Consider the following 26,130-nt stretch of genomic DNA (forward strand, 5'->3'; position numbering starts at 1 on the left):
ATCAACCGATGCTTTTCCCAAGCCTGCCGTACGCCGCGCCTCTTCTGTCGCTGGCCTTGCTCTGGACCGTCGCGGTCGTCACCCCCGGCCCGAACTTCTTCAACACGGCGCAATTGGCCGCCAGTTGCTCGCGCCGCCATGGCGTGGTGGCGTCCGCTGGCGTGGCCACCGGCACCGTGATGTGGGGCCTGGCCGGCGGCTTGGGGATCAAGTCATTGTTTACCGCAGCGCCGATGCTGTACCTGGCGTTCAAGATCATCGGCGGCTGCTACCTGATTTACCTGGGGTTGAAACTGTTCCGGCGCTCGGCACCGGCCATGGCCCAGAACCTGTTGCCCGACGAACCTCGGCGCTCGCTGTTTTCCGCCTGGCGCCTGGGTTTATTGGGCAACCTGTCCAACCCCAAGGCGGCGCTGTTCGTCGCGACGATCTTTGCGTCCACCATGCCCCCATCACCGTCGCCGATGCTGCTGACCCTGGCTGTGATCACCATGGCGACGCTGTCATTCAGCTGGTATTCCTGCGTGGCGCTGGTGTTTTCCAGTGAACGGATGGCCAACGTCTACAGCCGCTCGCGCAAGTGGCTGGACCGGTTTGCCGGTGGTTGTTATGTGCTGTTCGGGGCCACGCTGGTAGCGAATCGCTGACGGCTCATGGTAAGAAGCCTTACTTTCAAACGTGAGGCCGATCATGAGCAAGCTGCGGGTAGGGATTATTTTTGGTGGCCGTTCGGCCGAGCACGAAGTGTCGCTGCAGTCGGCGCGCAACATCGTCGATGCGCTGGACCGTTCGCGCTTCGAGCCGATCCTGATCGGCATCGACAAGGCCGGCCACTGGCACCTCAACGACACCTCGGGCTTCCTGCTCAACGAAGAAAACCCGGCGCTGATCGCCCTCAATCAATCTAATCGTGAACTGGCGGTCGTGCCGGGCAAGGCCAGCCAGCAACTGGTGGAAACCGCCAGCCAGGCCTCACTGGAACACGTCGATGTGATCTTCCCGATCGTCCACGGCACCCTCGGCGAAGACGGCTGCCTGCAAGGCCTGCTGCGCATGGCAGACCTGCCGTTTGTCGGCTCCGACGTGCTGGGTTCGGCCGTGTGCATGGATAAGGACATCAGCAAACGCCTGCTGCGCGATGCCGGGATTGCCGTGACGCCGTTCATCACCCTCAACCGCAGGAATGCGGCGCGTACCACCTTCGACCAAGCGCAACAGAAACTCGGATTGCCGATGTTCGTGAAACCGGCGAACCAGGGATCGTCCGTGGGGGTGAGCAAGGTGGGCAGCGAGGCTGAGTATCACGCTGCTGTAGAACTGGCACTCGGGTTTGATGAAAAGGTGCTGGTGGAGTCGGCGGTAAAAGGCCGGGAAATCGAATGCGCCGTGTTGGGCAACGAGAATCCCATCGCCAGCGGTTGTGGCGAGATCGTGGTGCGGGACGGGTTCTATTCCTACGACAGCAAATACATCGATGACCAGGCGGCCCAAGTGGTGGTGCCGGCGGATATCAGTGTTGAAGCCAGCGAGCGCATTCGTGCGTTGGCCATCGAAGCGTTTGAAACCCTGGGCTGCGCCGGGCTGGCGCGGGTGGATGTGTTCTTGACGGATGAGGGTGAGGTGCTGATCAACGAGATCAACTCGTTGCCCGGGTTCACCCGCATCAGCATGTACCCGAAGTTGTGGCAGGCGGCTGGCATGAGCTACAGCGAGCTGGTGAGCCGGTTGATCGAGCTGGCGCTGGAGCGGCATGCGGGGCGTAAGGGGTTGAAGATTAGCCGGTGATTTTTACGGATTTAGATCTGGGCGGGCTGGAATGCTGTACCTGCCCATACCGGCCAGCTTTGATGTCGACAATTGCAGCGAGTAATTCCTCGCCGATGTTGCGTTTGGTGTCGCGTTTTTTAAGTCGGTGCTTGGTGAGCGGCATGAGGGCCTGCTTCGATTTTTTGCGAAGGACCTTCGCAATTTGCATGATCAGCAAGACCAACTTTGTTACCGGCCGAAGATTGGTTTGGGAATCTGATAAATACCTTTTCATGAGTAAGATCTCATTGTGGCGAGGGAGCTTGCTCCCGTTGGGCTGCGCAGCAGCCCTGAAACTGAGTTTGGTGCTCTTGCTGAAAAAACGCATCATCTCATTCTGGAGGCGCTTCGCMCCCCAACGGGAGCAAGCTCCCTCGCCACAAATATGGTGTTGCCGGAGAGGTTGTATTCGGCCACTTTATCGTTGCGTTTTTCGCGAAATCCACGAATACAACAACGCCTTCCTTTCCGTACTGTCATGGGTCCTTCTGCGATAACTCGCGAATGCCGGCGAGGTGCAATACGTACACACTTCACTGACCTCCACCTGCTCACGCTTTATCCCCGCAGCCTCCAGCAAAATCAGTGCGTACTGGCTCAAATCGAACCATGCACTCGACGCCTGCCTCGGCTCAGGCGGCGCAATCTGTGGCGTCAACAGCGGCCCCGGCTGCTCAAACGTCCAAGGCGCATTCCCATCCCGCCACAAATGCCCCTGACTCGCCTGCAACTGCGCTACAAACTCGCCACTCACCTCATAACAACAAGGCTTGATCGAAGGCCCAATCGCAATCTGCAACTGATCCAGCGCCATACCCTCGGCGGTAAACCGTTGCATGGCATTGGCGATGATCCCGCCTTGCAGTCCCTTCCAGCCGCCATGAATCGCCGCGACAAAGTCCCCGTTCTCCGAGGCCATCAGCAGCGGCAGGCAGTCGGCGGTGATCACCGCAATTGGCTGGGTATCCCGGCTGAAAACCCCATCGGCTTCAACCGTATTGGCTGCCAGCTCCGGGCGCCATTCAAGGGTCGTGGCGCTGTGCACCTGCTTGCAGATGAACACCTCGTCAGGCCGCAATGGATCGTCAATCGAACAAAACCCATGATCGACGCCAGCAAGGGCGCCGAGGTTATTTGCCTTGTGCACGCGCAGCTCTCCAATGAGTCAACTCAATCCCCCAGCGCTTCGCCTTCACGGCGTGGATCAGCCCCGCCGATCAACGACGCTTTGCCCTGCGCATCGCGCACCCGGACGATCGCCTGGGCGCCGCTGGTCATGTCGATTTCGCTCAGGGCGTGGCCTTTGTCCTTCAGCGCCTGTTTCAACGGTGCACTGAACAACCCGGCTTCCAGCTCGGTCGCGCCGTTGCGGCTGCCGAAGTTGGGCAGGCCGACGGCGGCTTGCGGGTCGAGGTTCCAGTCGAGCATGGCCACCAGGGACTTGCTCACATATTCGATGATCTGCGATCCGCCCGGGGAACCAACCGTGGCCACCAACTCGCCGCTCTGACGATCAAACACCAACGTCGGCGCCATGGACGAACGCGGACGTTTGCCCGGCTCGATCCGGTTGGCTACCGGCTGGCCGTTCTCTTCAGGAATGAAGGAGAAGTCGGTCATCTGGTTATTCAGCAAAAAGCCCTGGACCATCACATGGGAGCCGAACGCCGCTTCCACCGTAGTGGTCATCGACACCGCGCCACCTACGTCATCCACTGCCACCACTTGCGAGGTGGAAATGCGCAACGGCGAGCGATCCGGCGCATAGGCCACTTCAATCCCGGCCGGCTTGCCCGGCTTGGCGACGCCCATGCTGCGCTCACCAATCAACGCAGCGCGGCTGGCCAGGTAATTCGGAGCGATCAGTCCGGCAACCGGCACCGGCACGTAGTCCGAATCGGCCACGTATTGGGCGCGGTCGGCGTAGGCCAGGCGGTCGGCCTCGGCGATCAGGTGCACCGCTTCGGGCACCGGCTCCAGGCCTGCTGGTGAGTCGCTCTTCACCGGCTTCAACGGCGCGAGGGCCATGCGCGGGTCGCGGGCTTCCAGGGCCTGCAACGTACCGAGGATCTGCGCAATGGCAATCCCGCCCGACGACGGCGGTGGCATGCCGCAGACTTTCCAGCGCTTGTAGTCAGTGCACAACGGCGCCCGCTCAACCGCGTTGTAGCCTTTGAGGTCGGTCAGCGTCAGGCTGCCGGCGTTGCTGTTGCCCTGCACCTTGCGGGTAATTTCTTCAGCAATCGGGCCGTAGTACAGCGCGTCCGGCCCTTCCTTGGCGATGCGTTTGAAGACGTTGGCCAGCGCCGGGTTTTTCAGCAGTGTGCCGGTGGCCTTGGGGCTGCCGTCGGCGTTCAGAAAGTACGCGGTCATTTCCGGCGAGCGGGTGATGTAGCGGTCGGCGGCGATCAGGCTGTGCAGGCGCGCGGAGATCGGGAAGCCCTGTTCAGCCAGGCGAATGGCCGGCTCGAACAGCGTCGCCCATTGCAGGTGGCCGGTCTTCTTGTGGGCCATCTCCAGGGCGCGCAACACGCCCGGAGTTGCCACGGAGCGCCCGCCAATCTGTGCATCGGGGAAGGCCATCGGCGTACCGTCGGCCTTCAGGAACAACCGCTCGGTAGCGCCCGCTGGTGCGGTTTCGCGACCGTCGTAGGCATGCACCTGCTTGCCGTCCCACAGCATGATAAAAGCACCGCCGCCGATCCCGGACGACTGCGGTTCCACCAGCGTCAGTACGGCCTGCATGGCAATCGCGGCGTCGATGGCCGAGCCGCCCTTGCGCAGGATTTCCCGCCCGGCTTCGGCGGCCAGCGGGTTGGCGGCGGCGGCCATATGGCGCTCGGCGTGGCGGGTGCTCATGTCGGTGCGATAGCCCGAACCGAGTTCCGGGGCGGGCGGCAGTTCAGGCGCGGTGGCGCTGTGGCAGGCGGCGAGGGTGAGGGCGGCGGTGATCAGCGAGAGGGTGGTAAGGCGTTGGCGGTGGAAAATCGAAAACACGCGATGACTCCGTTCATTTGAGAATGATCTGTTGTCCGTGTAGGGAATGTACCTCAGTGCTTTGGGAGAGGGGAGATTGATCTGTATTTGGTTGTGCGGTACAACTATATCTCTCTTCATTCGGGCAAGAGGTTTCCCCGTGAACCGTTCCAGGCCAGACCTTATCGATCAGATCCGCTGTGCGTCGCGCCTCATAGTGCGGGAGCTGGGCTTCATGCAGCCGAAGTTGGCAGCCAGCCGTTATCCACCGTCATCAGTGCACACGATTGTTGAAATCGGCGAGCGTGGCGCACTGACAGCGGCTGAACTGGTCGCCTTGCTGGGCCTGGAAAAATCGTCGGTGAGCCGTATGGTGCGCAAGCTGTTCGAGGCGGGCGAGCTGGAAGAGTTTGCCAACGAGGACGATGCCCGCTCGAAAAAGCTGCGGCTTACCACACGAGGCCAGAAGACGTTACGCGACATCGAAACGTTTGCCCGGCGCCAGGTGGGCGAGGCCATTGGTGACTTCTCCAGCGAACAGCAGCAGGCCGTCAGCCGCGGGCTTGATCAGTACGCCGCAGCCCTGCAAACCCAACGCACCGGCGTCCGGCAGCCAAAGCACTACAGCATTGCCCGTGGCTACCGGCCTGGAGTGATTGGGCGCATCGCGCAGATGCACGCCGAGTACTACGCCAAACACGCCCATTTTGGCCAGCCGTTCGAAAGCCTGGTGGCGGCGGACATGGCCGAGTTGATGGGACGCCTGGCCAACCCTGGCAACGAAGTGTGGGCGGTACTGGATGGGGCGCAGATTGTGGGTTCGATTGCCATTGATGGCGAGGGCGAAAACGGCGAGGCGATCTTGCGCTGCTTCATCCTGGACCCGTCGGCTCACGGTCAGGGCTTGGGTAAACGGCTGCTGAAAGAGGCGCTGGATTTCTGTGACGGGCACCGGTTCCCGGCGGTGCGGCTGTGGACGTTCAAGGGTCTGGATGTGGCGCGCAAGCTCTATGAAAACGCGGGCTTTGTGCTGGAGTCCGAGCAGGACGGGCAGCAGTGGGGCAAGTCGGTGGTGGAGCAGTGTTTTGTGCGGCACGCTGTTTGACGCAACAGCGCCCCATGCCACGGGGCGCTGGCGCCTGGCGGGTTAAAAGTCCCAGCGCGTGGTGAGCATCACATTGCGCGGGGTGCCGTAATAGGCCGTGTTATAGAACCCGATGTTGGTGTAGTACTGCTTGTCGAACAGGTTGTTGACGTTCAGCGTCGCGGAAAGATGTTCGCTGACCTGGTACTTGGCCATCGCGTCCACCACCCAATACGCTTCCTGCGAGAACTCTTCGTTTTGCGCCTTGGGCCGGTTGTACACCACTTGCCAGCTTCTGCTCTGCCAGCGTGCGCCGCCGCCGAGGGTCAGGCGGTCCAAAGGGCCTTTGAGCTTGTACGAGGTGAAGAAACTGAGCTGGTCCTCCGGCTCCCAGGTCGAAGCCTTGTCGCCATGTTCATCCCGCAGGATCTTGTGGGTGTAGCCGGCCTGGGCCTGCCAGCCCGGCGCCAGCTCGCCGGACATCTCGGCCTCGAAGCCCTTTGTCTTGGCCTTGATGCCTTTTTCGGCATAACCCAGGGACGGATTGGTAGGCGCGGCGTTGTATTCAGCGTCCGGCTCCGCGCGGTTGGTTTCATGCACTTCGAAGTAGGCCACGCTGGTGTTGAGCCGGCCTTCGAAGAACTCGCCCTTGAGGCCGGTCTCGTAGTTCTTGCCTTCATCCGGTTCCAGCAATTTGTTGTTGCGGTCGCGGCTGTAGCTCGACGGCATAAAGATGTCGGTGTAGCTGGCATACGCGGTGAAGTTGTCGTTCAGGTCGTAGGTGACTCCGGCGTAGGGCACCAGCTTGCCGGTCTCGGTGGAGTCGTCGTCGCCGCGCAGTTTGTAGTTGGCCACGCGGCTGCCGAGGAACAGGTTCAAGTCGTCCGTGAGGTTGAAACGTGCGGCCATGTAGCCGGCGGATTGCCGGGTGGTGGCGTCGATGGTACGGGTCGGCGCGCCCCAGTCTGGCTCCGGCACATTGCCGTCGAAATTCCAGAAATCAATCTGGTTGTTGCCGACATAAGTGGGGGCGCCGTAGTCTTTTCCGGTCCAGTGGGAGTTCGAGGCCGACGCGCCAATCACCAGTTCATGGGTACGGCCCAGCAGGCTGAACGGACCGCTGGCGTAGACATCGCCCGAGTCGGCGCGGGTATTGCCGGTGAACTTGTTCGCGTACAGGGACGACAGTCCGGTGGCGGCGAACGGACCACTCATGATCGAGCCCAACGGCGCGTCGTAGCCCATGAGTTGGTGCGTGTACTGGCCCTTGATCACCCAGCCATTGTCGAAGTTGTGTTCCAGGGTGGAAAACGCGCTGCGGGAATACTGCTCCCAACGGCTCCACTTGGCGCCGTTGTTATAGGAGCGTTTCACGTCGATGCGGTTGCCGCTGCGGTCGAACAACGCCCGGCTGCCGGACCAGCCCGAGCCTTGCGGGTCACTGTTCTGGTAATCGAAGCCGACGGTGAGCAGGGTGTCTTCGGTCAGGTCGGCTTCCAGCGTGCCGAAATACACATTGGTGTTGCGCTGGTAGTGGTCCATGAACGAGTGCTTGTCCTGATACGCCGCCACTGCGCGGCCACGCACGTTGCCGCTGTCGGTCAGCGGGCCACTCACGTCGATCTGGGAGCGATAGTTGTCCCAACTGCCGGCGCCGAGTTCCACGCTGGCCTTGAAGTCGCGGGTGGGCTTTTTGCGGATCAGGTTGATCGTCGCGCCAGGGGCGCCAGCGCCGGTCAGCAGGCCGGTGGCGCCCTTGAGAATTTCCACGCGGTCATAGATCGCCATGTCGGTCAGGGTCTGGCCGGACGAGTAGGCGGAGTTGCGCAGGGTAGGAATGCCGTCGTACTGGAAGTTCTCCACCGAGAAGCCGCGTGCGTAGTAGTTATTGCGCTCGCTGTCGAAGGTCGACACGGTGATGCCCGGCGTATGGCGCATCACGTCATCGATCGAGGTGAGCGCGAAGTCATCCATATGCTGGCGCGTGATCACGGTGATCGACTGCGGGGTTTCCCGTGGGGTCAGCACCATGCGCGTGGCGGTGGCGATGGTGCCCGGGGTATAGGAACCACTGCCTTCGGTGATGGTGCCCAACTGGTTGGCAGTGATCTCTGTGGCGCCCAACGACAGTGCGCCGCCGGCTACCGGCAGGCTTTCCAACTGATAGCCATCGGCATTGCCGGTTGCGGCGAAACCGGTGCCGGCCAGCACCTGCGCGAACCCGTCCGCCACGCTGTAGCTGCCGCGCACACCGGGGCTGTTCAACCCGGCCACCTGTTGCGACAGGAACGAAATCGGCACACCGGCGGCCTGGGCGAAGCGGGTCAGTACATCACCGAGTTTGCCGGGCGCGACGTCGAACGCCTGTACCTGCTGTTGCGCGTAAGCCAGGCCCGGCACCGCCAGCGGCAGGCAGCCAAGCAACAGTCGACTGGCCAGTAACAGGCCGCCGCGAGTGGGGGTTGAAGACATGTTATCGGTGCTCCTTTGGATGTTGGCCAAGGGAAGGACGCGGTAAAACCGAAAACACGCAGCGAGGCGCAAAAATTATTCGGCCGGTACTTTCAAGCGCACACGGGTAAGCCACGGGGTGTAGGTGCTGACTTCAATCGGCAGGGTGCGCGTGAGCAGGCGCAACGCGCGGTCGCTGTCGTCCGTCGGCAGCATCACGCTCACCCGAATGCCTTGCAGCGCCTTGCGATCAAACATCAGCACACCTGGGCGATGCCGCGCCAGGCGCTCAAGCACATCCGCCAGCGGCTCGTCATTGGCCAGCAACTGGTGGGCCGTCCAGGCTTGCTGCTGCGCCTGCACGTCGACGCTTTTCGGCGTGCCCGGCCCGTTTGCATCCAGGCGCACTTGCTGGCCGGGGGCGAGGGTGATCGTGTGCCCGGCACTGTCGATGCGGGTTGAAGATTCGAGCATCTTGACCACGGTGGCTGTGTCGCTGAGTTCGACGATAAAGCGCGTGCCCAGGGCGCGAATGCTGCCTTGCGGGGTGTCGACATAAAACGGCCGCTGGGCATCCTTGGCCACCGCCACCAGGAGTTCGCCGTGCAGCAGTTGCACGCGGCGTTCGGTAGCGTCCAGGTGCAGGTTCACGGCGGAGTTGCCTTCCAGTTCCAGGTCACTGCCGTCGGCCAGCAGCGTCTGATGCCATTCGCCACGGTCGGTACTCAGGTCGGCGAACAGATAGCCACGTTGCTCGTACTGGTACGCCGGCACGCCCGCTAGCAGCAGGGCCAGGGCGAGACACTTGACCAGCGTTGCCGCGTGGCGAGGCTGCCGGGCGCGGCGCAATGCGGCACGGGCCGGGGCTTGTTTAAGAGGCTGCAAGTGGCCCTGAAGGCGGGCAATGGCTTGCGGGTGCTGCGGGTCGGCGGCCAGCCAGGCGCGAAACGCCTGTTCGCTGGCGTCGTTGCCTTCGTGATCCAGCCGCACCAGCCATTCGGCAGCCTGGCGAAGCACAGCGTGGGGCAGAGGCTGGTTCATGGCTGGGCGCACGCATCGCACGCCAGCAAGGCTTCCACCAGGTCGTTCTGTACCGTGCGCACCGAGACCCCAAGGCGCAGGGCAATTTGCGCCTGGTCCAGGCCTTCGAGGTAGCGCAGGATGAAGGTGTCGCGTATCCGCTTGTTCATGCGCGCCAAGGCCCGATCGATCGCTTCAAGCATTTGCGCGGCTTGCAGGATCTGCTCCGGCGATGGGGCTTGCTCAAGGTAGGCGGCGCAGCGTTCGAGCTCTTCGCGGTAGGCCTGCTCCACGCGTCGGCGGCGGCCACTGTCCATCAGCAACCGGCGCGCGATGGTGGCCAGATAAGCCCGTGGCTCACCCGGCGCGATGTAAGTGCCCGATGCCAGCAAGCGTACGAAAGTGTCTTGCGCCACGTCGGCCGCCTGATGGGAGCAATGCACGCGACGCCGCAACCAGGTCAACAACCAGCCGTGGTAGCCGCGGTACAGCGCATCGAGCGTAGGAGCGTCGGTGGGCGAAGACAGCTTCATGAGAGAGAGTCGTAAGTGAGAATTAATCCCATTCTAGTGGTTTAAAACTTCGGGCTGCAATAGACGGCACATGATCGGTTGAGAGAGACTTTTTCGAGGTGGTGGCATTAAGCTACCCGCCGCTTAACCTTCGCGGCATCTAACAGGACTTGAGTTTATCTATGGATCGTTCGTTTGCTTGGGTCATTCCGTTGTGCCTGGTGGCTGTTTTTGTTGCGGGTTGTTCTTCTCATAAAGGCCCGCCACCGGCCAAACCCAAGCCGGTTGTACTCACGGCAGACGATCACCATGCGAAGGTGATTTTCAGAATGCTCAGCACGGAATCACAGGTGAGCTTCAGCGCCGGCCCCGTAGGGAAATTGAGTAGCGTAGGGGTTGTTTATAACGATGCCCAAGAGCAGCAAATGCCGGCGTTTGCCCGAGGGTTGTACAAGGGCCTGGCCCATGGAGTTTATCGTGCGCGGCCGTTCCGGGAGATGCTGGTGCCGGCGGATCAGTTGACCGTGGTGGAGGGCGTTGCGAACTGGCGCAGCGATCACGGCACCTCGTACACCCTGGAAAAGTGCGGGCCGCTGTCGCGCAGCTTTCTGCCGAAAGCGAACAAGACCTATGTGGTGGAGTTTGATTTACAGGGGTTCTCAGTGTGCAGCGAGAAGATTTATGACGTGACGGTGGAAGGGCAGAAGGACCTGGTTTTACCGGTAGGGATTTAGTCGCTTGCCGGATTGATCAGTGCAGTTAACACATGGTCCGTCCAAGCCCCGTTGATCCTAAGGTACTCCCGCGCTTCACCCTCTCGTTCAAACCCAAGCCGTGCCAGCAGGTGCGCACTTCGCTCATTCTCTGGGCGGTAGTTGGCCATGATGCGGTGCAGTTGCATGGCGTCGAACACATGGGTAATCGCCGCCGTCAGCGCTTCGTGCATCAAGCCTTGGCCTTGGGCGGATTCAGCGAGCGCGTAACCCAAGTGGCAGGCCTGGAACGCACCGCGCACGATGTTGCTGAAGTTGCAGGCGCCGATGATTTGGTCCTGGTTGAATATCAGCAGGTGCAACGCTTCGCCGCTGGCGGTTTTGTCGGCCATGGCGTGGAGGCGTTCGGTGATGGCGTCCAGTTCAAAAAAGGCGTCGTCACGCAAAGGCTCCCAAGGCTGCAGGAAATCGCGATTTTGCAGCAGGTACGTTTGCAGGGCGCGAGCGTGGGAAGGGTGGGCGCCCAGCAGTAAGAGGCGGTCAGTGCTGATGCCGGTAGCGGGGAATGTCATGCGTCACCTTCTTGTGGTTTGCCAGCCGGGCTATCCTGCCGCTTCAGTCGTACAGAATCCAGCCAGGCTGGCGTTCACATAATTCTTACCCGGGCATAGCTATGATGCTCGTCCTTATCCAATAAGCCTGACAGGGCGACCGATTATGAATGTGAGCGTTCTCTACGCGTTGGCGGCGGCGGCGCTGTTCGGCGCCAGCACTCCGCTCGCCAAGCTCTTGGGGGTGGATACGCCGCCCATCCTGTTGGCAGGGCTGCTCTATCTGGGCAGCGGCCTGGGCCTGGCCATCGTTCGGTTTGCCCGCGACCACGGCTGGAAACGGCCCGGGCTTGCAGCCGGAGAGTGGCCCTGGTTGATGGGCGCCATTGTCTTTGGGGGCGTGCTGGCGCCTGTGGCGCTCATGTATGGCCTCACCCGTACCGCGGGCGCCACCGCATCGCTGATGCTCAATCTTGAGTCAGTGCTCACGGCCGTGCTGGCGTGGGTCGTGTTTAAAGAGAACGCGGATCGCCGGATTGTGATCGGCATGATCGCCATTGTTTTGGGCGGGCTCGTTTTGTCGTGGCCGCAAGGGACGGCGACGGCTCATGATTGGACGGGGCCGCTGGCCGTGGCTTTCGCCTGTTTTTGTTGGGCCATCGATAACAACCTGACCCGTAAGGTCTCTGCCTCAGATGCGCTGTTTATCGCCGGGAGCAAAGGCTTGGCGGCGGGTGTGGTCAATTGCTGTTTGGCGTTGGCCATCGGGTCGCAACTGCCAGCCTTGGCCACGCTGGGGTCCATCATGGTGGTGGGGCTGCTTGGGTATGGCGTGAGTCTGGTGTTGTTTGTGCTCGCTCTGCGCGGGCTTGGCAGTGCGCGTACCGGGGCCTATTTTTCCACGGCTCCCTTCCTTGGCGCGGTCATCTCGATCCTGATCCTGGGCGAGTCGGTCTCGCTGATGTTCTTGCTCGCTGCTGCCTTGATGGCCATCGGGGTGTGGATTCATTTGATGGAACATCATGCCCACGAGCATCAGCATGATCCCCTCACACACGGCCATCGCCATACACACGACGAGCACCACCAGCATGTGCATGGCTTTGAGTGGGACGGTACCGAGCCACATAGTCATGCGCATGAGCACGCACCGATCCAGCACAGTCATGCGCATTTTCCCGATGTGCACCATCGGCATAGACACTGACTTTTCTAGGGTAATAGGGGGGTGTACTTTTCTTCAGGCATAAAAAAACGGCCTACCTTTCGGTAAGCCGTTTTTAGTACTTGGTGGCTACACAGGGACTTGAACCCCGGACCCCAGCATTATGAATGCTATGCTCTAACCAACTGAGCTATGTAGCCAAGTGGCGCGCATTATTCGCGGAGAACGGGAATGCGTCAAGCGCTTTTTTTGAAAATTTATCTACGCTATCAACTGTTTAACGGGAAACACCGGGTTTGGTGACGAGCGGTTGGGGTTTGCGCAGGTCCCAAGGCGGCGAAGATCAAAAGGTGGGAGCGGGCTTGCTCGCGAATGCGGTGTGTCAGTCAGCAGAGGTATTGGATGGTCCACCGCCTTCGCGAGCAAGCCCGCTCCCACATTTGATCTGCGGTGTTCTGGCGTTCGTGCGTCAGGTTTTGCGCGGGTGCAGGCACTCTATCGAGCGGTCGACCATGGCTTTGGCCATTTCCAGCAGGTGCCACACGGCAAGCACTTTGGCACGCTCGGGGCTTTGCAGTTGTTCGCCACAGTCGAGCGCGGTGGCAGAGGCGCTGTGCAGCAGGTCGGCGGTGTAGAGCAGGGAGTCTTCGAAGCTGATTTCGTCGCTGATGGCGTAGAAGTTTGTCGACGGTTGCGGCGGGTCGGTCGGCAAGTAGTGGTCGAGCGCTCGGTTGAAGGCGGCGCGGTCTTTGGCTTGGTCACGGGGTGGATCGGGAACGATCTTGAACATGGTGTAGCTCCTGATTAACTGGGAGCCGTACCGTTCGCGACTAAACGAAGGGTGGCGGCTGTACGCAGGTTAGTCGACCGGCTAATCAGGAAAACCCGGCGCACCCGAAGGTGCCCTGCGCACAGCCACCATGAAACCTCATGAAAGCATGCGCCTGATATAAGTCCGGGCGACTAAACCCGATCACTGAAAACCAGCGACGGACCGAAGACTAGTCACCGACTCCCCCAGGCACAAGGCCGAAAGATTCTCTAGGAAACGTCCCGCAAATTAAAGGGATTCATCTTGCTGGCCCTTTACAAGCCATGACCGCTGCATCGATTCACCTACTCGTTAGCCTGCTAACGGGATAGCCTTCCTGCACCCAAAAGTGGCACATTGTCGCACCTGCACCTGTGCATCCATCTGCTGTATGGAAAACCTCCCATGGCTCTGAGCAATTCCCAGCCCTCCGTGGCTACGGCGCCTGCCGCCGGGCAAACCAGCCCGTTGGTGATGCGTGTAATCGGCGCGGTGGCGCTGGCGCATTTGATCAATGACTTGATTCAGTCGGTACTGCCTTCGATCTACCCGATGCTCAAGGCCAATTACGGCCTGACGTTCACCCAGGTCGGGCTGATCACTCTGACGTTCCAGCTCACCGCTTCCCTGCTGCAACCGTGGGTGGGTTATTACACCGACCGCCATCCCAAGCCGTACCTGTTGCCCTGCGGGATGATTTGTACGCTGGTGGGCATTTTGATGATGTCCCAGGTGGGCAGCTTCCCGTTGATCCTGCTGGCGGCGGGGTTGATTGGTATCGGGTCGTCGACCTTCCACCCGGAAGCGTCCCGCGTGGCGCGCTTGGCTTCCGGCGGGCGTTATGGCCTGGCGCAGTCGACCTTCCAGGTGGGCGGTAACGCAGGCTCGGCGTTCGGTCCTTTGCTGGCGGCGGCGATCATTATTCCGTTCGGCCAGGGCAATGTGGCCTGGTTCGGTCTGTTCGCGGTGTTTGCGTTGTTTGTGCTGTATGCGATCAGCCGCTGGTACGCGCACCACTTGAACCTGTTCAAGCTCAAGCAAGGCCAGGCGGCCACCCATGGCCTGTCCAAAGGCCGGGTGCTGAGTGCATTGGTAGTGCTGGGCCTGCTGGTGTTTTCCAAGTACTTCTACATGGCGAGTTTCACCAGTTACTTCACCTTTTACCTGATCGAGAAGTTCGACCTGTCGGTGGCCAGTTCCCAGCTGCATCTGTTCCTGTTCCTGGGGGCGGTGGCGGCGGGTACGTTCTTTGGCGGGCCGATTGGCGACAAGATCGGCCGTAAGGCGGTGATCTGGTTTTCGATCCTCGGCGTTGCGCCGTTCACCTTGCTGCTGCCCCATGTGGACCTGTTCTGGACCAGCATTCTGAGCGTGGTGATCGGCTTTATCCTGGCCTCGGCGTTCTCGGCGATTGTGGTGTACGCGCAAGAATTGGTGCCAGGCAATGTGGGGATGATCGCCGGGGTATTCTTCGGTTTGATGTTCGGTTTTGGCGGGATTGGTGCAGCGCTGCTCGGGCACCTGGCTGACATTCACGGCATCGAATACGTGTACACGCTGTGCTCGTTCCTGCCGCTGTTCGGGGTGTTGGCAATTCTGTTGCCGCGTACCAAAAAGGCCTGATGTCGAGTCAATCGAGTCGGGCAGATATCCTTGCTGCCCAACGCTTGCGTCAAACGGGGTAAATCAATTGCTCCTGCAAAGGGTGTCGGCGTTGCGCCAGGCCCTGATTTACGGTTGTAGCGGGTTGTACGTGGCTCGCTTCAACTGTTCGCGCGCCCTGGACAAACGTGAGCGTACGGTGCCGATGGGGATGTCCATGGCGTCGGCGGTGTCTTGGTAGCTGCCGTCGGTTTCCAGCGAGGCGTAGAGCGTTTTACGCATTTCCGGCGGCAAGTGCGTGATCGCCCGCAGGGTCTTTTCCAGTTTGCGGTTGATCTCGAACTGCCAGTCCAGGCTGTTGTTTTCTTCCTGCCCATGCCACAGCGCCTCATCGAATTCGCAATGCACCGGTTTGGCATACATGCGCCGGAAGTGGTTGCGGATCAGGTTCTGGGCAATCCCGCACATCCAGGTGCTGAGGGTGGCCTGGCCACTGAAGCGGTCCCGGTTGCGCCAGGCCTCCAGGTACGTCAGTTGCAGAATATCGTCTGCGTCTTCCGGGTTCAGTACGCGTTTATGAATGAAGCGGCGGAGTTTCTTGTGGTGGTCTTCCGACAGGTTCTGGATGGAGCGGTGCGGGTCAGGTGTAAGGTGAACTAAAACATCGATAGGGATATCCATGATTTTTTCCTCAGGGTAGACACGATCGGAATAATTCCGACGGGAACCCCCTTAGCACTGCCTGTGCCAAGCACTAATTACTCATAAGTTATTGATATATATAGCGAAATATCTTGTTTTTATGCTTTTTTACGCAAGGTTTTGCACAAACCTTCGCAGGGTTGTGCCGGTTTTTTCATAAGCCTCGCAATCGCCGATAAGTTGGAACCGTAACGGGTTTGCCCGCCACACAAGGACACGAATCTCCCCGTCCTGGCATTCCCCATGAAAGTCGATCCCCATATTGATGTGCAAAAGCCCCAGAGCCTGGATCAGCCTGCGCCTGCAAGGGTTGATCACCGGCCACCCTCCACGGCGAGCGCCGCGCCGATCGGCGACGACCTCGGTTCGCTGTTCAACCAAGAGGTCGAGCTCAACAGCCGTGCGCTCGGACGGCGGCAGATAGGCCTGCGTGTTATGCCGGTCGAGCAACTGGCGCAACTCTATGAACAGTTGGGGCATCCGGCTCAGGCAACGCTGGCGACCGTCGCGCGGAATGTCAGGGTTCAACTGTTGGTGAACTCCAGCGTCGAGAAGTTTCTGGAGATCACCGGCAATGACCCGGCCCGGGCCTACGTGGTGCTTCAGCAAGTGGCCGCGCAGGCCGATGCCGAGGTGCGCAGCAACGAGGCGAAGCTGGCTCGTGAGGCGCTGGTGAAGCTGGAGATGCGCTTCAAGCCGCAGATCCAGGCGGGCCTGAATACGGCATTGGCGCTGCAGGCCAGCAGTGATGACCCTCAACTGCGGCAGGCGGTGCGCGGTGTGTATTACGCCAGCGTGGTTACCCGGCAATCTCTGGCAACAATGTTGCAGGCGCTGCTGGGGTTGTTCGGTGGCGATGAATTTGGCCTGGGGCTGAAGCTGATGCGCCGTGCCCTGGCCGACGATATTGCGGCGCTGACTCCTTCGATTGCTTCGGCAAAATTACTCACGCTGCTGGTGGGGTTGCGCGGCTGCGACCAACTGGGTGGCATCTTATGTAATTGCCGGGACCTGATCGAGCGCCTGGCCCTCACCTATCCCGCGGTGACACGGGACGCGGTGGCGCTGCTCCAACGCTTGCTGGCCTACTCGAACACCGGGATTGCGGCTGCCGAGATCCAGCGTCTGGCCAATGAATTGGGCGGTGCCGACGTACTCAATCAAGTGATTTCACTCAATAGCGTTTACCCCGTTCTCAAGAGCCTGCCGCTGGCAGTGTGGCGTGATACCAGGGGCCGTGAAGAGTGCCTGAACAGCTTTTTGCTGGTGATGGACGAGTACGCACGCACCGAGCGCGGCGCCCGGCATGGTATGGCCTTGCAGGGCCCCGATGCATGAGCGCATTACGGGTCATCAATGGCGTGCTGCTGAAGGTTGCACAACGTGCCGAAGTCTTGGGCGCGGTGGTTATCATGGCCATTGTGTTTATCTTTATTGTGCCGCTGCCCACCTGGCTGGTGGACATCCTGATTGCCCTCAATATCTGTATCTCGTGCCTGTTGATCGTGCTGGCGTTGTACCTGCCTGGGCCGCTGGCGTTTTCCTCGTTTCCGTCGATCCTGTTGCTGACCACGATGTTTCGCCTGGCCCTCTCGATTGCCACCACGCGATTGATTCTGCTGGAGCAGGACGCCGGCGATATCGTCGAGGCCTTCGGCAATTTCGTGGTGGGCGGCAACCTGGCGGTGGGGTTGGTGATCTTCATGATCCTGACCATCGTCAACTTTCTGGTGATCACCAAAGGTTCGGAGCGTGTTGCTGAAGTGGCGGCGCGCTTCAGCCTGGACGCCATGCCCGGCAAGCAAATGTCCATCGACAGTGATTTGCGTGCCGGCCTGATCGATGGCGAGCAGGCCCGGGACAAACGTGAGCAGTTGTCCCGCGAGAGCCAGCTGTTCGGGGCCATGGACGGGGCCATGAAATTCGTCAAGGGCGACGCGATTGCCGGGCTGATTATCGTGGTGATCAACTTGCTGGGCGGTTTCTCCACCGGCATGTTCCAGCACGGCATGAGCGCCGGCGATTCCATGGCGCTGTACTCGGTATTGACCATCGGTGATGGCCTGATTGCGCAGATTCCCGCGCTGCTGATTTCCTTGACCGCCGGCATGATCATCACCCGCGTGGCGCCGTCCGGGCGTAACAAGGGCGCCAACAACATGGGCGCCGAGATCGCCCGGCAAATGACCAGCGAACCCAAGAGCTGGATCATCGCCTCGGTCGGGATGCTCGCGTTTGCGGCGCTTCCCGGGATGCCGACGATGGTATTCATCCTCATTTCATTGATCACCGGTTCCCTGGGTTATTACCTGGTACGCAAGCGCCAGCGGCTAGAGCAGCCGGAGCAAACGAATGCCGATACGGTCGCCCCGCAAGACAATGGTGAAGAAGACTTGCGCGGCTTTGATCCGTCGCGGCCTTACCTGTTGCAGTACCCCGCAGCTTTGCACGGCAGTGCGCAGGTGGCGCAGGTCACCCATGGCATTCGCCAGGCGCGCAATGGCCTGGTCACGCAAATCGGCCTGACGCTGCCGCCGTTTGAAGTCGAGTTCGCACCGGCACTGGCCGACGATGAGTTCCGCTTTTGCGTGCATGAAGTGCCGATGATCAAGGCCACTCTTGGCAATCGCATGGCGGTGGTCCGTGACACCCTGGCCGCTGAGCCCGAAGACGGCGCCAAGGGACTGCCTGAGCGCGACGAACAGGAATGGGTGTGGTTGGCGCCCGATGATCCATTGCTTGACGATGAGCAATTGGAGCGCTTCACCGCAGAGAGCTTGATCATCGAGCGCATGACCCGCGCGATGCTGCTGAGCGGGCCGCAGTTCCTCGGGATTCAGGAGAGCAAGTCGATCCTCAGTTGGCTCGAATTCAACCAGCCGGAACTGGTGCAGGAACTGCAACGCATCATGCCGCTTTCACGTTTCTCGGCGGTGTTGCAGCGCCTGGCCAGCGAGGGTGTTCCGCTGCGTGCCGTGCGTCTGATCGTCGAGGCCTTGATCGAGTACGGCCAGCATGAACGTGAGCCGGACGCCTTGGCCGACTACGCGCGCATCGCCCTCAAGTCGCAGATTTTCCATCAGTACAGCGAAGCCGATGGCCTGCATGCCTGGCTGTTGTCGCCCCACACCGAAAACGTGCTGCGCGATGCATTGCGCCAGACTCAAACGGGGGTGTTCTTTTCCCTCGACAACGACAGCAGCGCGGTGCTGGTAAGCCTGCTCAAACAAGCCTTTACCGTGCGGGCCAAGAGCAAGAGCGTGCTGTTGGTCGCGCAGGATTTGCGCAGCCCTTTGCGTACCTTGCTGCTGGAAGAATTCAACCATGTGCCGGTGCTGTCGTTTGCCGAGTTGGGCAGCTCCTCGAAGGTGAAGGTGCTGGGGCGTTTTGACCTGGGTCAGGATGATCTGTTGCACGGCGCAGTGGCATGAGGGCTTGATGATGTTTGAGTTGCGCGTGCTGGATGGCCAGCACCAGGGGGCGGCGTTGCCGCTGTTTGGCGAGCAGTGGAGTATTGGTGCCGATCCTGATGCGGACCTTTCACTGTTCGACCCGGGCATTGCCGAGTGGCACGTGTGGTTGCGCCTTGCCGGCGGGCAATGGTTGCTGCAGGCCGAGCAAGGGCTGGTGCAGAACGCCGAGGGTCAACTCGTCGCTCAGATCAGTGACTTGCCACTCAACGTGCCTTTTTCGATTGGCCAGATTCGGCTCTGCGTCACCCGGGCCGATCAGCCCTGGCCCAAGGCGCCTGTCGTTACGGCGACGGAGCCGGCATCCGTCAGTGAGACGCCGCCGACGCTGACGTTGTCCTCGATCTCGAGGTCGCAGCAGAAGCGTTTGATCAGCCTGGTGGTGGTGGGGGCGGTCATCATCACGGCGATCGGTATGGCTACCAATGGTGAACGCCAGGCACAGGCATCGCTGATGCCACCAGAGGTCCGCAAGCCCGAGTTGGGCTCGCCCTACGAGGTGCGTCAGCAGTTGCTCAAGATGCTCGGCGAGCGGGAGTTGGGCCATCGCGTGAGCCTGCACGTGATCAATGGCCAGGTCAGCCTCAACGGCGATGTTTCCCGGGATGACGTGGAGTTGGTGTCGCGCATGCTCAGCCGTTTTGGCGAGCAGTTCGAAACCTCGGTCCCGGTGCTCAGCCGTGTCAGCGAACGCAACAGTGAACTGCCCTTCAAGATTTTGCAGATCGTCGGCGGGCCTCATGGGCATGTGGTTCTGGAGCAGGGCAACCGGCTGTTCGTCGGTGACGAGGTGGAGGGTCTGCGGCTGGTGCTGATCGACAACACCAAAGTGGTATTCGATGGCAAGCAACGGTTCGAGGTGCGCTGGTGAGTGAGCAGATACAGGCCCGTCTTGAGGCTTGGCAGCAGCGCCAGTCGAGTGCGCTGGCCAGCTTTGCGCCGGTGGCGGTGCGCGGTCGTATCCAGCGGGTCAACGGCATGTTGCTGCAATGCCGGCTGCCTCAGGCGCGCATCGGCGATTTGTGCCAGGTCGAAAAAACCGTGGGCGATTACATGCTCGCCGAGATTATCGGGTTCGATCAGCAGGATGCCGTGCTCAGTGCCCTGGGCAACCTGGAAGGCGTGCGGGTGGGCGCCAGCGTGCAGCGCCTTGGGGTGCCGCATCGGGTGCGGGTCGGGGACGATCTTTTGGGGCAGGTACTGGATGGCTTTGGCCGGTCGATTGCGGGCGAAGGGCCGAGCGCCTTTGTCGAGGATGACGCGGAGGATGCGAGCCCTGTGTTGTGCGAGGCACCCTTGCCCACCGAGCGGCCGCGGATCAACCGGGCGCTATCCACCGGGGTGCGCTCGATCGATGGGTTGGTGACGCTGGGGGAAGGTCAGCGTGTCGGCCTGTTCGCCGGAGCGGGCTGTGGCAAGACCACCTTGTTGGCCGAGATCGCCCGGAACGTGGAGTGCGATGTGATTGTGTTCGGCCTGATCGGAGAGCGCGGCCGCGAACTGCGCGAGTTTCTCGACCATGAGTTGGACGATCAGCTACGAGCCAAGGCGGTGCTGGTGTGTGCGACCTCTGATCGCTCCAGCATGGAACGGGCGCGCGCCGCCTTCACGGCGACCGCATTGGCCGAAGGGTTTCGACGCAAGGGCAAACGTGTGTTGCTGCTGATTGACTCCCTGACCCGGTTCGCCCGGGCCCAGCGCGAGATCGGCCTGGCCGCCGGTGAGCCACTGGGCCGTGGCGGCCTGCCGCCGTCGGTGTACAGCCTGATGCCGCGCTTGGTGGAGCGCGCCGGGTTGACCCGCGACGGGGTGATCACCGCGATCTACACCGTGCTGATCGAGCAGGACTCGATGAACGACCCGGTGGCCGATGAAGTCCGCTCGCTGCTCGATGGCCATATCGTGTTGTCCCGCAAGCTGGCCGAGCGCGGCCACTACCCGGCGGTGGACGTGTTGGCCAGCCTTTCCCGAATTTTAAGCAACGTGGCTGAGCCCGTGCACATCAAGGCCGGCACCGCATTGCGGCGTTTGTTGTCGGCCTACCAGCAGATCGAGCTGATGCTCAAGCTGGGCGAATACCAGCCTGGCAGCGATGCCCTGACAGACCTGGCGGTGAACAGCCGCCAGGCAGTCGATGGTTTCCTGCGCCAGGACTTGCGTGAGCCGGCGCCGATGCAAGCCACCCTTGATCTGCTGATGGAGCTGACCTGCGATGTCCCTTTCTGAAATAGACACCCTGCGGCGCCTGCGCAAGCATCGGGCTGATCGCGCCGAGCGCACGTTGCGGGCGGCCAAGCGGCTTCAGCAAGCGCTGCTGTTGCAGATCCAGCAGGCACAGGAAGCGCTTGAACACACCCGCCAGGAGGAGGCGCGCAAAACCGCAGAGCTGTTGGGCAAGCATCAAGGGCAAGTGATCTCGTTTCGCGACCTCAAGTCCTGGAATACCCAAGAGCGCACGTTCTCGGCCGAGACCCGGCGCGAGGAAGGGCAGTTGCATGCATTGCACGGCCAGCGTGAGGAGCAGTTGACCCATATCGACAGCGCACAGCGGCACGTTACCCAGTGTTTGCGCGAGGTTGAAAAACTCCAGGAGCTATCCCTTTTGTTGGTGCAGGAAGAGAACGATGACGCAAGTTCCAGTGAACAAACCTGAGCGTCCGCGTCCGCGCGAGCCTCGGGATGAACGTGAGCCCGGTACGGGGGCGTTCGTGCCCGTGGAGCAGAGGCTGTTATTTACCCAACTGTTTACCCGCGACCGTGAGGGGGGCGGCTATGGTTCCTCCCGCACGGCACTGACAGCGCCAACCGAGGCGCTGATGATCGAGGCGATGACTGAGCAATTGGCGCCCCGGATACAGGCCGCTGCGCAGTGGCCGTTGCAAGCGATGTTGTACCTGCCGCGCCTGGGGCGGATCACCGCGAGCGTGCGCCGCGAACAAGGCGCCTGGAACGTTGAGCTGACGGCTGAGGAAACGCACACCGCACGTTGGCTGCCAGGCGTGCGGCAACGCCTTGAGGACGGCTTGGCCGGAGCGCTGGCCCAACCAGTGCACGTGCACCTGGCACACATGGCCCCGGCATGATCATGCCGGTTTTGAGCGTGCCCGTGGTCAACGCAAACACAGTGGCGGCGCGGCGCAGATTAGGGCGTGGCATGCGCATGTCATTTCAGGTCTCTGGGCAGCACGGTGAGTTGCTGATGGTGCCCGGTCGTGCGCCCGTGGGGGGCAAACCGCTGTGTTTCGAGAGTACCAGCGGGGTGCTGGCGTTCGCCGAGCCCGGGCCGCTGTTCAGCCTGCTGGGGGAGTGCCCGGTGACACTGGCAGAGGCCGGCAACGACCCGGATTCCTGGTTCTGGGAATTGTTCCAGCACCACCTGAGTCCCGAGGTGCGAGCGCTGTTCGGTTACCTGCGGTTGTTGCCTGTCCCCAGGAAGTTGACGTTCGGCTGCCGGTTGACGGTGACGCTGGGTGCGTCCCGCGTGGTGGGTTACCTGTGGCTGGCGCCCGAGACCTTGCTGGCGCTGTGCGACGCCGGCCCCTGGCGGCCCATAGCTGCGCCGCTGCCCGCGTCGTTTCAACTGGCGCTTGCGGTGACGCTGGGGTGCCTGCGGCTGCCGATTCTCCAGGTGCGCCACCTGCGTGCCGGTGATGTGGTGATGCTTGAACAACCCACGTTCGACCCTCAGGGAAACGGCCTCCTGCACGTTGGCAGGCACCGGCTGCACGGCCGTATTGATGATGAATCCGGGCCGTTGTGCCTGACGCTTATTTCGATTGAGGAAACGTCCGTGGACGAGGATTTTGCAACACAACAATACCCTGGACATGCGGATGATCAGCCCGTGGTGGACGTCTTCGGCCATGAGCCCTTCGACGAGTTGAGCATGGCTCTGAATGTGCGCTGTGGCACCCTCAGCCTGACCCTCGGCGAACTGCGCAACTTGGCCCCCGGCGCGGTATTGGGCATCTCCGGTTACGCCCCCGGCATGGCGGGGCTCTATTACGGCGATCGGCCGATTGGCCAGGGGCAGTTGGTGGAAGTGGACGGGCGCCTGGGGTTGCAGTTGTCTCGCGTGGTTTTTGCCCGATGATGTTCCAAGGGATTGACCCCCTGATTCTCGCGGTTTTTTTCGGTGCGCTGTCGTTGATGCCGATGCTATTGATCATCTGCACGGCCTTCTTGAAGATCGTCATCGTGCTGATGATTACCCGCAACGCCATTGGCGTGCAGCAGGTGCCACCGAGCATGGCTATCAACGGTATAGCACTGGCCGCGACGTTGTTTATCATGGCGCCCGTGGGGTATGAAATTGCTCAGAACGTGAAAGCCTCCCCTGTGGACACGAGCAATGTGCAGACGCTTATGGACACAGGGGTTGAGGCCATCGCGCCGTTGCGCGCATTCATGCTGCGCAACACCGATCCGGATGTGTTGACTCACCTGCTGGAAAACAGCGCACGCATGTGGCCGCCTGAAATGGCACAAAGCACTCAACGCGAAGACCTGATCCTGTTGATCCCGGCGTTTGTGCTTTCCCAGTTGCAGGCGGGGTTCGAGATCGGCTTCCTGATCTATATTCCGTTCATCGTCATCGACCTGATTGTCTCCAATCTGCTGTTGGCCCTGGGGATGCAAATGGTTTCGCCCATGACCATTTCCCTGCCGCTCAAACTGCTGTTGTTCGTCATGGTTTCCGGGTGGTCGCGATTGCTCGACAGCCTGTTCCTTTCTTACCTCTGAGTGACCTATGGAACCGATCGTGCTGTTCAAGCAGGGCATGCTGCTGGTGGTGGTGCTGTCGGCACCGCCGTTGATCGTAGCGGTGATTGTCGGCGTGCTGACGTCACTGGTGCAGGCCCTGATGCAGATCCAGGACCAGACGCTGCCCTTCGGCATCAAGCTGGTGGCGGTGGGCATTACCCTGGTGTTGACCGGTCGCTGGATCGGCCTGGAGTTGATCCAACTGATCAACCTGATGTTCGACATGATCGCCCGTTCGGCATTGAACTGAGGGACTGCGCGTGCTGCTTTATCTTGAATATTTGCCAAGCCTGCTGGTGGCCATGGCGCGCATTTATCCCTGTGCGTTCCTGGTGCCGGCGTTCAGTTTTCAACATATCCGCGGCCTGCCCCGGCACGTGATTGTGATGGTCATGGCGTTGATTCCGGCGCCCGGTATTCATGCCGTCATGAGTGGCCAGGACTACTCCGCGCTGATGATCTGCGCGCTGCTACTCAAGGAAGCGGCCCTGGGTATTTTGCTGGGTGTCTTGCTGGCCATGCCGTTCTGCATGTTCGAGTCGGTGGGCGCGCTGCTGGATAACCAGCGCGGCGCCTTGGCGGGTGGCCAACTCAACCCGTCGCTGGGGCCGGATGCCACCCCCATCGGGCACCTGTTCAAACAGTTGGTGATATATCTACTGATCGTCATGCTGGGGCTGAGCGTGTTGACCCAAGTGATCTGGGACAGCTACCTGATCTGGCCGGCAACCGCCTGGCTGCCGCTGCCGGCTATCAATGGCTTCAGCGTTTTCCTCGGCGTGCTCGGCGACACCTTTACCCACATGATGCTGTACGCCGCGCCGTTCATTGCGGTGCTGCTGTTTCTCGAATTCGGCTTCGCGGTGCTGGGCTTGTACAGCCCGCAGCTGCAGGTTTCCACCTTGGCAACGCCGGTCAAGAGCCTCGCCGGGCTTGGGATTCTGCTGCTGTATTTTCCATTGCTGCAGGATTTGATCGTCACCCGTATGGCGCAGCTGGCAGACCTTAAACATTCCATCGGCCTGATGTTTCAGGGGGTTGCACCATGAGTGATTCGGGGGAGAAAAAACACGCCGCCACCCCCAAGAAGCTCAAGGACCAGCGCAAGAAAGGCCAGGTCGCGCAGAGCCAGGATGTCGGCAAGTTATTGGTGCTGACCGCCTTGAGTGAAATCGCCTTGCTCACCGCTGAAACCAGCATGCAGCGCCTCCAGCAATTGATCATGCTGGCGATGTCGGGCATCGGCCGGCCCTTCGTGCGGGCCCTGGAAGAAGTGCTGATGGAAGGCCTGCTGATGTTTTTCTCGTTCGCCCTGTTGATGGCCGGGGTGGCGATTGCCGTGAAGCTGATCAGCGGCTGGTTGCAGTTCGGCTTCCTGTTCGCGCCGGATAACTTGGCACCGAACTTCAGTCGCCTTAACCCGCTCAGCCAACTCAAGCAGATGTTCTCCGCCCAGTCGGTGATGAACCTGTTGATGGGGCTGGCTAAGGCGCTGCTGCTGACCCTGGTGTTGTACGTGGTAATCGAGCCATCGTTGGCGGCGTTGATCAACCTGGCCACCAGCGATTTGCAAAGCTACATCCTGGCACTGATCACCTTGTTCCGGCACTTGCTGCATGCCTGCCTTGGATTGTTGCTGGTGCTGGCGCTGATCGACATGGCGATGCAGAAGCACTTCTTCGCCAAGCGCATGCGCATGACCCAGGTGGAGGTGATGAAAGAATACAAGGACATGGAAGGCGACCCCCACGTCAAGGGTCAGCGGCGTCAGCTGGCGTATCAACTGGCCCAGGAAGAGCCGAAGGTCAAGCTGCCCAAGCTTGAAGAGTCCGACATGCTGGTGGTCAACCCGACGCATTTTGCCGTCGCGCTCTACTACCGCCCCGGGAAAACCCCGCTGCCAATGTTGGTAGACAAGGGTACGGATGCCGAGGCCCGCAAACTGATCGACCGCGCCAAGGCGGCCGATGTACCGGTGATCCAGTGCGTATGGCTGGCGCGTACGCTCTATGAGAAGAAACTGGGGGCGCCCATTCCACGGGAGACACTGCAGGCGGTGGCCCTCATCTACCGTACGCTGCGTGAGCTGGATGATGAGGCCAAGCGCGACACCCTGCATTTGCCGGAGCTGGAACAGCGTTAACGCGTGCGGCGTACATCCAGCGCTTCGAGCCTGGCCAGGGACAGTATTCGGCTGACGATGTCACTGAGCGCAGCGTCGCCCACCGGCAACGCGTGCCAGATTACCAGCGCACCCTTGGCATCAAGGTAGACAAAGCACCCGTCGAACGCCTGCGCATGTTCAAAGCGCCGTTCAAGCACGTGTTGCAACTGCCTGGCCTGTAAAGTCTCGGGTGTTATCTGCAAGGCCAGGCCCCGCTGGGTACCGGCCTTGATGGGGAGCAGGGTAATACCTGGAGACAGGGGCAGGTGAGCGTCATTGCCGCTCACCAGCTGGTCCAGGAAAACCTGGCGATGTTGATCATCGTCGGGTAATCCCATG

Annotated in this window: 27 protein-coding genes and 1 tRNA gene; 17 read left to right on the top strand and 11 right to left on the bottom strand. The window is 61.0% G+C overall.

Annotation, left to right across the window (positions count from 1 at the left end):
- The first annotated feature begins 8 nt into the window (after positions 1 to 8).
- On the top strand, positions 9 to 647 hold the full coding sequence (locus AU074_RS12180) for a LysE family transporter (RefSeq protein ID WP_076014934.1): 639 nt from the start codon (positions 9 to 11) through the stop codon (positions 645 to 647).
- A 43-nt stretch (positions 648 to 690) separates the two neighbouring features.
- A complete protein-coding gene (gene ddlA / locus AU074_RS12185) occupies positions 691 to 1,785 on the top strand; it encodes a D-alanine--D-alanine ligase (RefSeq protein ID WP_076014935.1) in 1,095 nt (364 codons plus the stop codon).
- On the opposite strand, the gene AU074_RS34480 is transcribed toward ddlA, so the two are convergent.
- The 3 genes from AU074_RS34480 to ggt all read right to left on the bottom strand — a co-directional run bounded on the left by AU074_RS34480 (position 1,775) and on the right by ggt (position 4,803).
- Entirely contained in the window at positions 1,775 to 2,134 is a 360-nt protein-coding gene (locus tag AU074_RS34480) for a hypothetical protein (protein ID WP_256576885.1), read from the bottom strand. The genes ddlA and AU074_RS34480 overlap by 11 nt on opposite strands.
- Before the next feature lie 90 nt (positions 2,135 to 2,224).
- Positions 2,225 to 2,953 carry a polyphenol oxidase family protein gene (locus AU074_RS12195; RefSeq protein WP_076014936.1) on the bottom strand — a complete coding sequence of 243 codons (729 nt, stop codon included), beginning with the start codon at positions 2,951 to 2,953 and terminating at the stop codon, positions 2,225 to 2,227.
- Between the two features lie 23 nt (positions 2,954 to 2,976).
- Positions 2,977 to 4,803, bottom strand: a complete 1,827-nt coding sequence (ggt, locus tag AU074_RS12200; protein ID WP_076014937.1) for a gamma-glutamyltransferase — start codon at positions 4,801 to 4,803, stop codon at positions 2,977 to 2,979.
- A 139-nt stretch (positions 4,804 to 4,942) separates the two neighbouring features.
- Here ggt and AU074_RS12205 point away from each other — a divergent pair, with 139 nt between their 5' ends.
- Positions 4,943 to 5,887, top strand: coding sequence for a bifunctional helix-turn-helix transcriptional regulator/GNAT family N-acetyltransferase (locus tag AU074_RS12205; protein ID WP_076014938.1), 945 nt, complete (start codon positions 4,943 to 4,945; stop codon positions 5,885 to 5,887).
- A gap of 42 nt (positions 5,888 to 5,929) precedes the next feature.
- Here the strand turns inward: AU074_RS12205 and AU074_RS12210 are convergent, their stop codons facing one another.
- From AU074_RS12210 to AU074_RS12220, 3 genes are all read right to left on the bottom strand, one after another.
- Positions 5,930 to 8,338, bottom strand: coding sequence for a TonB-dependent siderophore receptor (locus AU074_RS12210; protein ID WP_076014939.1), 2,409 nt, complete (start codon positions 8,336 to 8,338; stop codon positions 5,930 to 5,932).
- A 75-nt stretch (positions 8,339 to 8,413) separates the two neighbouring features.
- A complete protein-coding gene (locus tag AU074_RS12215; RefSeq protein ID WP_076014940.1) occupies positions 8,414 to 9,358 on the bottom strand; it encodes a FecR domain-containing protein in 945 nt (314 codons plus the stop codon).
- The gene (locus AU074_RS12220) at positions 9,355 to 9,870 is read right to left on the bottom strand and encodes a sigma-70 family RNA polymerase sigma factor (protein WP_076014941.1); all 516 of its coding nucleotides are present in this window, start codon (positions 9,868 to 9,870) and stop codon (positions 9,355 to 9,357) included. The genes AU074_RS12215 and AU074_RS12220 overlap by 4 nt, the downstream gene beginning before the upstream one ends.
- Positions 9,871 to 10,178: 308 nt before the next feature.
- On the opposite strand from AU074_RS12220, the gene AU074_RS12225 reads away from it, so the two are divergent.
- Entirely contained in the window at positions 10,179 to 10,583 is a 405-nt protein-coding gene (locus AU074_RS12225; protein WP_083676674.1) for a hypothetical protein, read from the top strand.
- Here AU074_RS12225 and rimJ read toward each other — a convergent pair.
- A complete protein-coding gene (gene rimJ, locus AU074_RS12230) occupies positions 10,580 to 11,134 on the bottom strand; it encodes a ribosomal protein S5-alanine N-acetyltransferase (protein ID WP_076014942.1) in 555 nt (184 codons plus the stop codon). The genes AU074_RS12225 and rimJ overlap by 4 nt on opposite strands.
- Before the next feature lie 145 nt (positions 11,135 to 11,279).
- Here rimJ and AU074_RS12235 point away from each other — a divergent pair, with 145 nt between their 5' ends.
- Positions 11,280 to 12,320 (top strand): DMT family transporter, encoded by a 1,041-nt coding sequence (locus AU074_RS12235; RefSeq protein ID WP_076014943.1) that lies wholly within the window; start codon positions 11,280 to 11,282, stop codon positions 12,318 to 12,320.
- An 81-nt stretch (positions 12,321 to 12,401) separates the two neighbouring features.
- On the opposite strand, the gene AU074_RS12240 is transcribed toward AU074_RS12235, so the two are convergent.
- Together AU074_RS12240 and AU074_RS12245 are read right to left on the bottom strand one after the other, a co-directional pair.
- Positions 12,402 to 12,478: transfer RNA gene (locus AU074_RS12240), tRNA-Met, on the bottom strand.
- A 269-nt stretch (positions 12,479 to 12,747) separates the two neighbouring features.
- Positions 12,748 to 13,068 (bottom strand): DUF6124 family protein, encoded by a 321-nt coding sequence (locus AU074_RS12245; protein WP_063033154.1) that lies wholly within the window; start codon positions 13,066 to 13,068, stop codon positions 12,748 to 12,750.
- Positions 13,069 to 13,494: 426 nt separating this feature from the next.
- Between AU074_RS12245 and AU074_RS12250 the strand changes: the two genes are divergently transcribed.
- A complete protein-coding gene (locus tag AU074_RS12250; RefSeq protein ID WP_008430708.1) occupies positions 13,495 to 14,712 on the top strand; it encodes an MFS transporter in 1,218 nt (405 codons plus the stop codon).
- A gap of 108 nt (positions 14,713 to 14,820) precedes the next feature.
- Here the strand turns inward: AU074_RS12250 and AU074_RS12255 are convergent, their stop codons facing one another.
- The gene (locus AU074_RS12255) at positions 14,821 to 15,372 is read right to left on the bottom strand and encodes an RNA polymerase sigma factor (RefSeq protein ID WP_076014944.1); all 552 of its coding nucleotides are present in this window, start codon (positions 15,370 to 15,372) and stop codon (positions 14,821 to 14,823) included.
- Between the two features lie 264 nt (positions 15,373 to 15,636).
- Between AU074_RS12255 and sctW the strand changes: the two genes are divergently transcribed.
- The 11 genes from sctW to sctU are packed head-to-tail and all read left to right on the top strand — an operon-like array spanning position 15,637 to position 25,770.
- On the top strand, positions 15,637 to 16,731 hold the full coding sequence (gene sctW, locus AU074_RS12260) for a type III secretion system gatekeeper subunit SctW (protein ID WP_076014945.1): 1,095 nt from the start codon (positions 15,637 to 15,639) through the stop codon (positions 16,729 to 16,731).
- Positions 16,728 to 18,824 carry a type III secretion system export apparatus subunit SctV gene (sctV, locus tag AU074_RS12265; protein WP_076014946.1) on the top strand — a complete coding sequence of 699 codons (2,097 nt, stop codon included), beginning with the start codon at positions 16,728 to 16,730 and terminating at the stop codon, positions 18,822 to 18,824. Before sctW ends, sctV begins: the two co-directional genes overlap by 4 nt.
- 10 nt (positions 18,825 to 18,834) lie before the next feature.
- Positions 18,835 to 19,734 (top strand): FHA domain-containing protein, encoded by a 900-nt coding sequence (locus AU074_RS12270; RefSeq protein WP_173860376.1) that lies wholly within the window; start codon positions 18,835 to 18,837, stop codon positions 19,732 to 19,734.
- Complete coding sequence (locus AU074_RS12275) at positions 19,731 to 21,089, top strand: FliI/YscN family ATPase (protein ID WP_076014948.1); 1,359 nt, start codon at positions 19,731 to 19,733, stop codon at positions 21,087 to 21,089. The genes AU074_RS12270 and AU074_RS12275 overlap by 4 nt, the downstream gene beginning before the upstream one ends.
- Entirely contained in the window at positions 21,076 to 21,516 is a 441-nt protein-coding gene (locus tag AU074_RS12280; RefSeq protein ID WP_076014949.1) for a YscO family type III secretion system apparatus protein, read from the top strand. Before AU074_RS12275 ends, AU074_RS12280 begins: the two co-directional genes overlap by 14 nt.
- The gene (locus AU074_RS34155; RefSeq protein ID WP_076014950.1) at positions 21,488 to 21,946 is read left to right on the top strand and encodes a type III secretion system HrpP C-terminal domain-containing protein; all 459 of its coding nucleotides are present in this window, start codon (positions 21,488 to 21,490) and stop codon (positions 21,944 to 21,946) included. Before AU074_RS12280 ends, AU074_RS34155 begins: the two co-directional genes overlap by 29 nt.
- Complete coding sequence (locus AU074_RS12290) at positions 21,943 to 22,956, top strand: FliM/FliN family flagellar motor switch protein (protein WP_076014951.1); 1,014 nt, start codon at positions 21,943 to 21,945, stop codon at positions 22,954 to 22,956. Before AU074_RS34155 ends, AU074_RS12290 begins: the two co-directional genes overlap by 4 nt.
- A complete protein-coding gene (sctR, locus tag AU074_RS12295; protein WP_076014952.1) occupies positions 22,953 to 23,606 on the top strand; it encodes a type III secretion system export apparatus subunit SctR in 654 nt (217 codons plus the stop codon). Before AU074_RS12290 ends, sctR begins: the two co-directional genes overlap by 4 nt.
- Positions 23,607 to 23,613: 7 nt before the next feature.
- Positions 23,614 to 23,877, top strand: a complete 264-nt coding sequence (sctS, locus tag AU074_RS12300; RefSeq protein WP_010177045.1) for a type III secretion system export apparatus subunit SctS — start codon at positions 23,614 to 23,616, stop codon at positions 23,875 to 23,877.
- A gap of 10 nt (positions 23,878 to 23,887) precedes the next feature.
- A complete protein-coding gene (gene sctT, locus AU074_RS12305; RefSeq protein WP_076014953.1) occupies positions 23,888 to 24,676 on the top strand; it encodes a type III secretion system export apparatus subunit SctT in 789 nt (262 codons plus the stop codon).
- Positions 24,673 to 25,770 carry a type III secretion system export apparatus subunit SctU gene (gene sctU / locus AU074_RS12310; protein ID WP_076014954.1) on the top strand — a complete coding sequence of 366 codons (1,098 nt, stop codon included), beginning with the start codon at positions 24,673 to 24,675 and terminating at the stop codon, positions 25,768 to 25,770. The genes sctT and sctU overlap by 4 nt, the downstream gene beginning before the upstream one ends.
- Here sctU and AU074_RS12315 read toward each other — a convergent pair.
- Positions 25,767 to 26,129 (bottom strand): transcriptional regulator, encoded by a 363-nt coding sequence (locus AU074_RS12315; RefSeq protein WP_076014955.1) that lies wholly within the window; start codon positions 26,127 to 26,129, stop codon positions 25,767 to 25,769. The two genes, sctU and AU074_RS12315, sit on opposite strands and share 4 nt — an antisense overlap.
- Between the last annotated feature and the right edge of the window lies 1 nt (position 26,130).

Origin of the sequence: Pseudomonas sp. ATCC PTA-122608, from assembly GCF_001952855.1 — a bacterium.
Taxonomy (GTDB): domain Bacteria; phylum Pseudomonadota; class Gammaproteobacteria; order Pseudomonadales; family Pseudomonadaceae; genus Aquipseudomonas.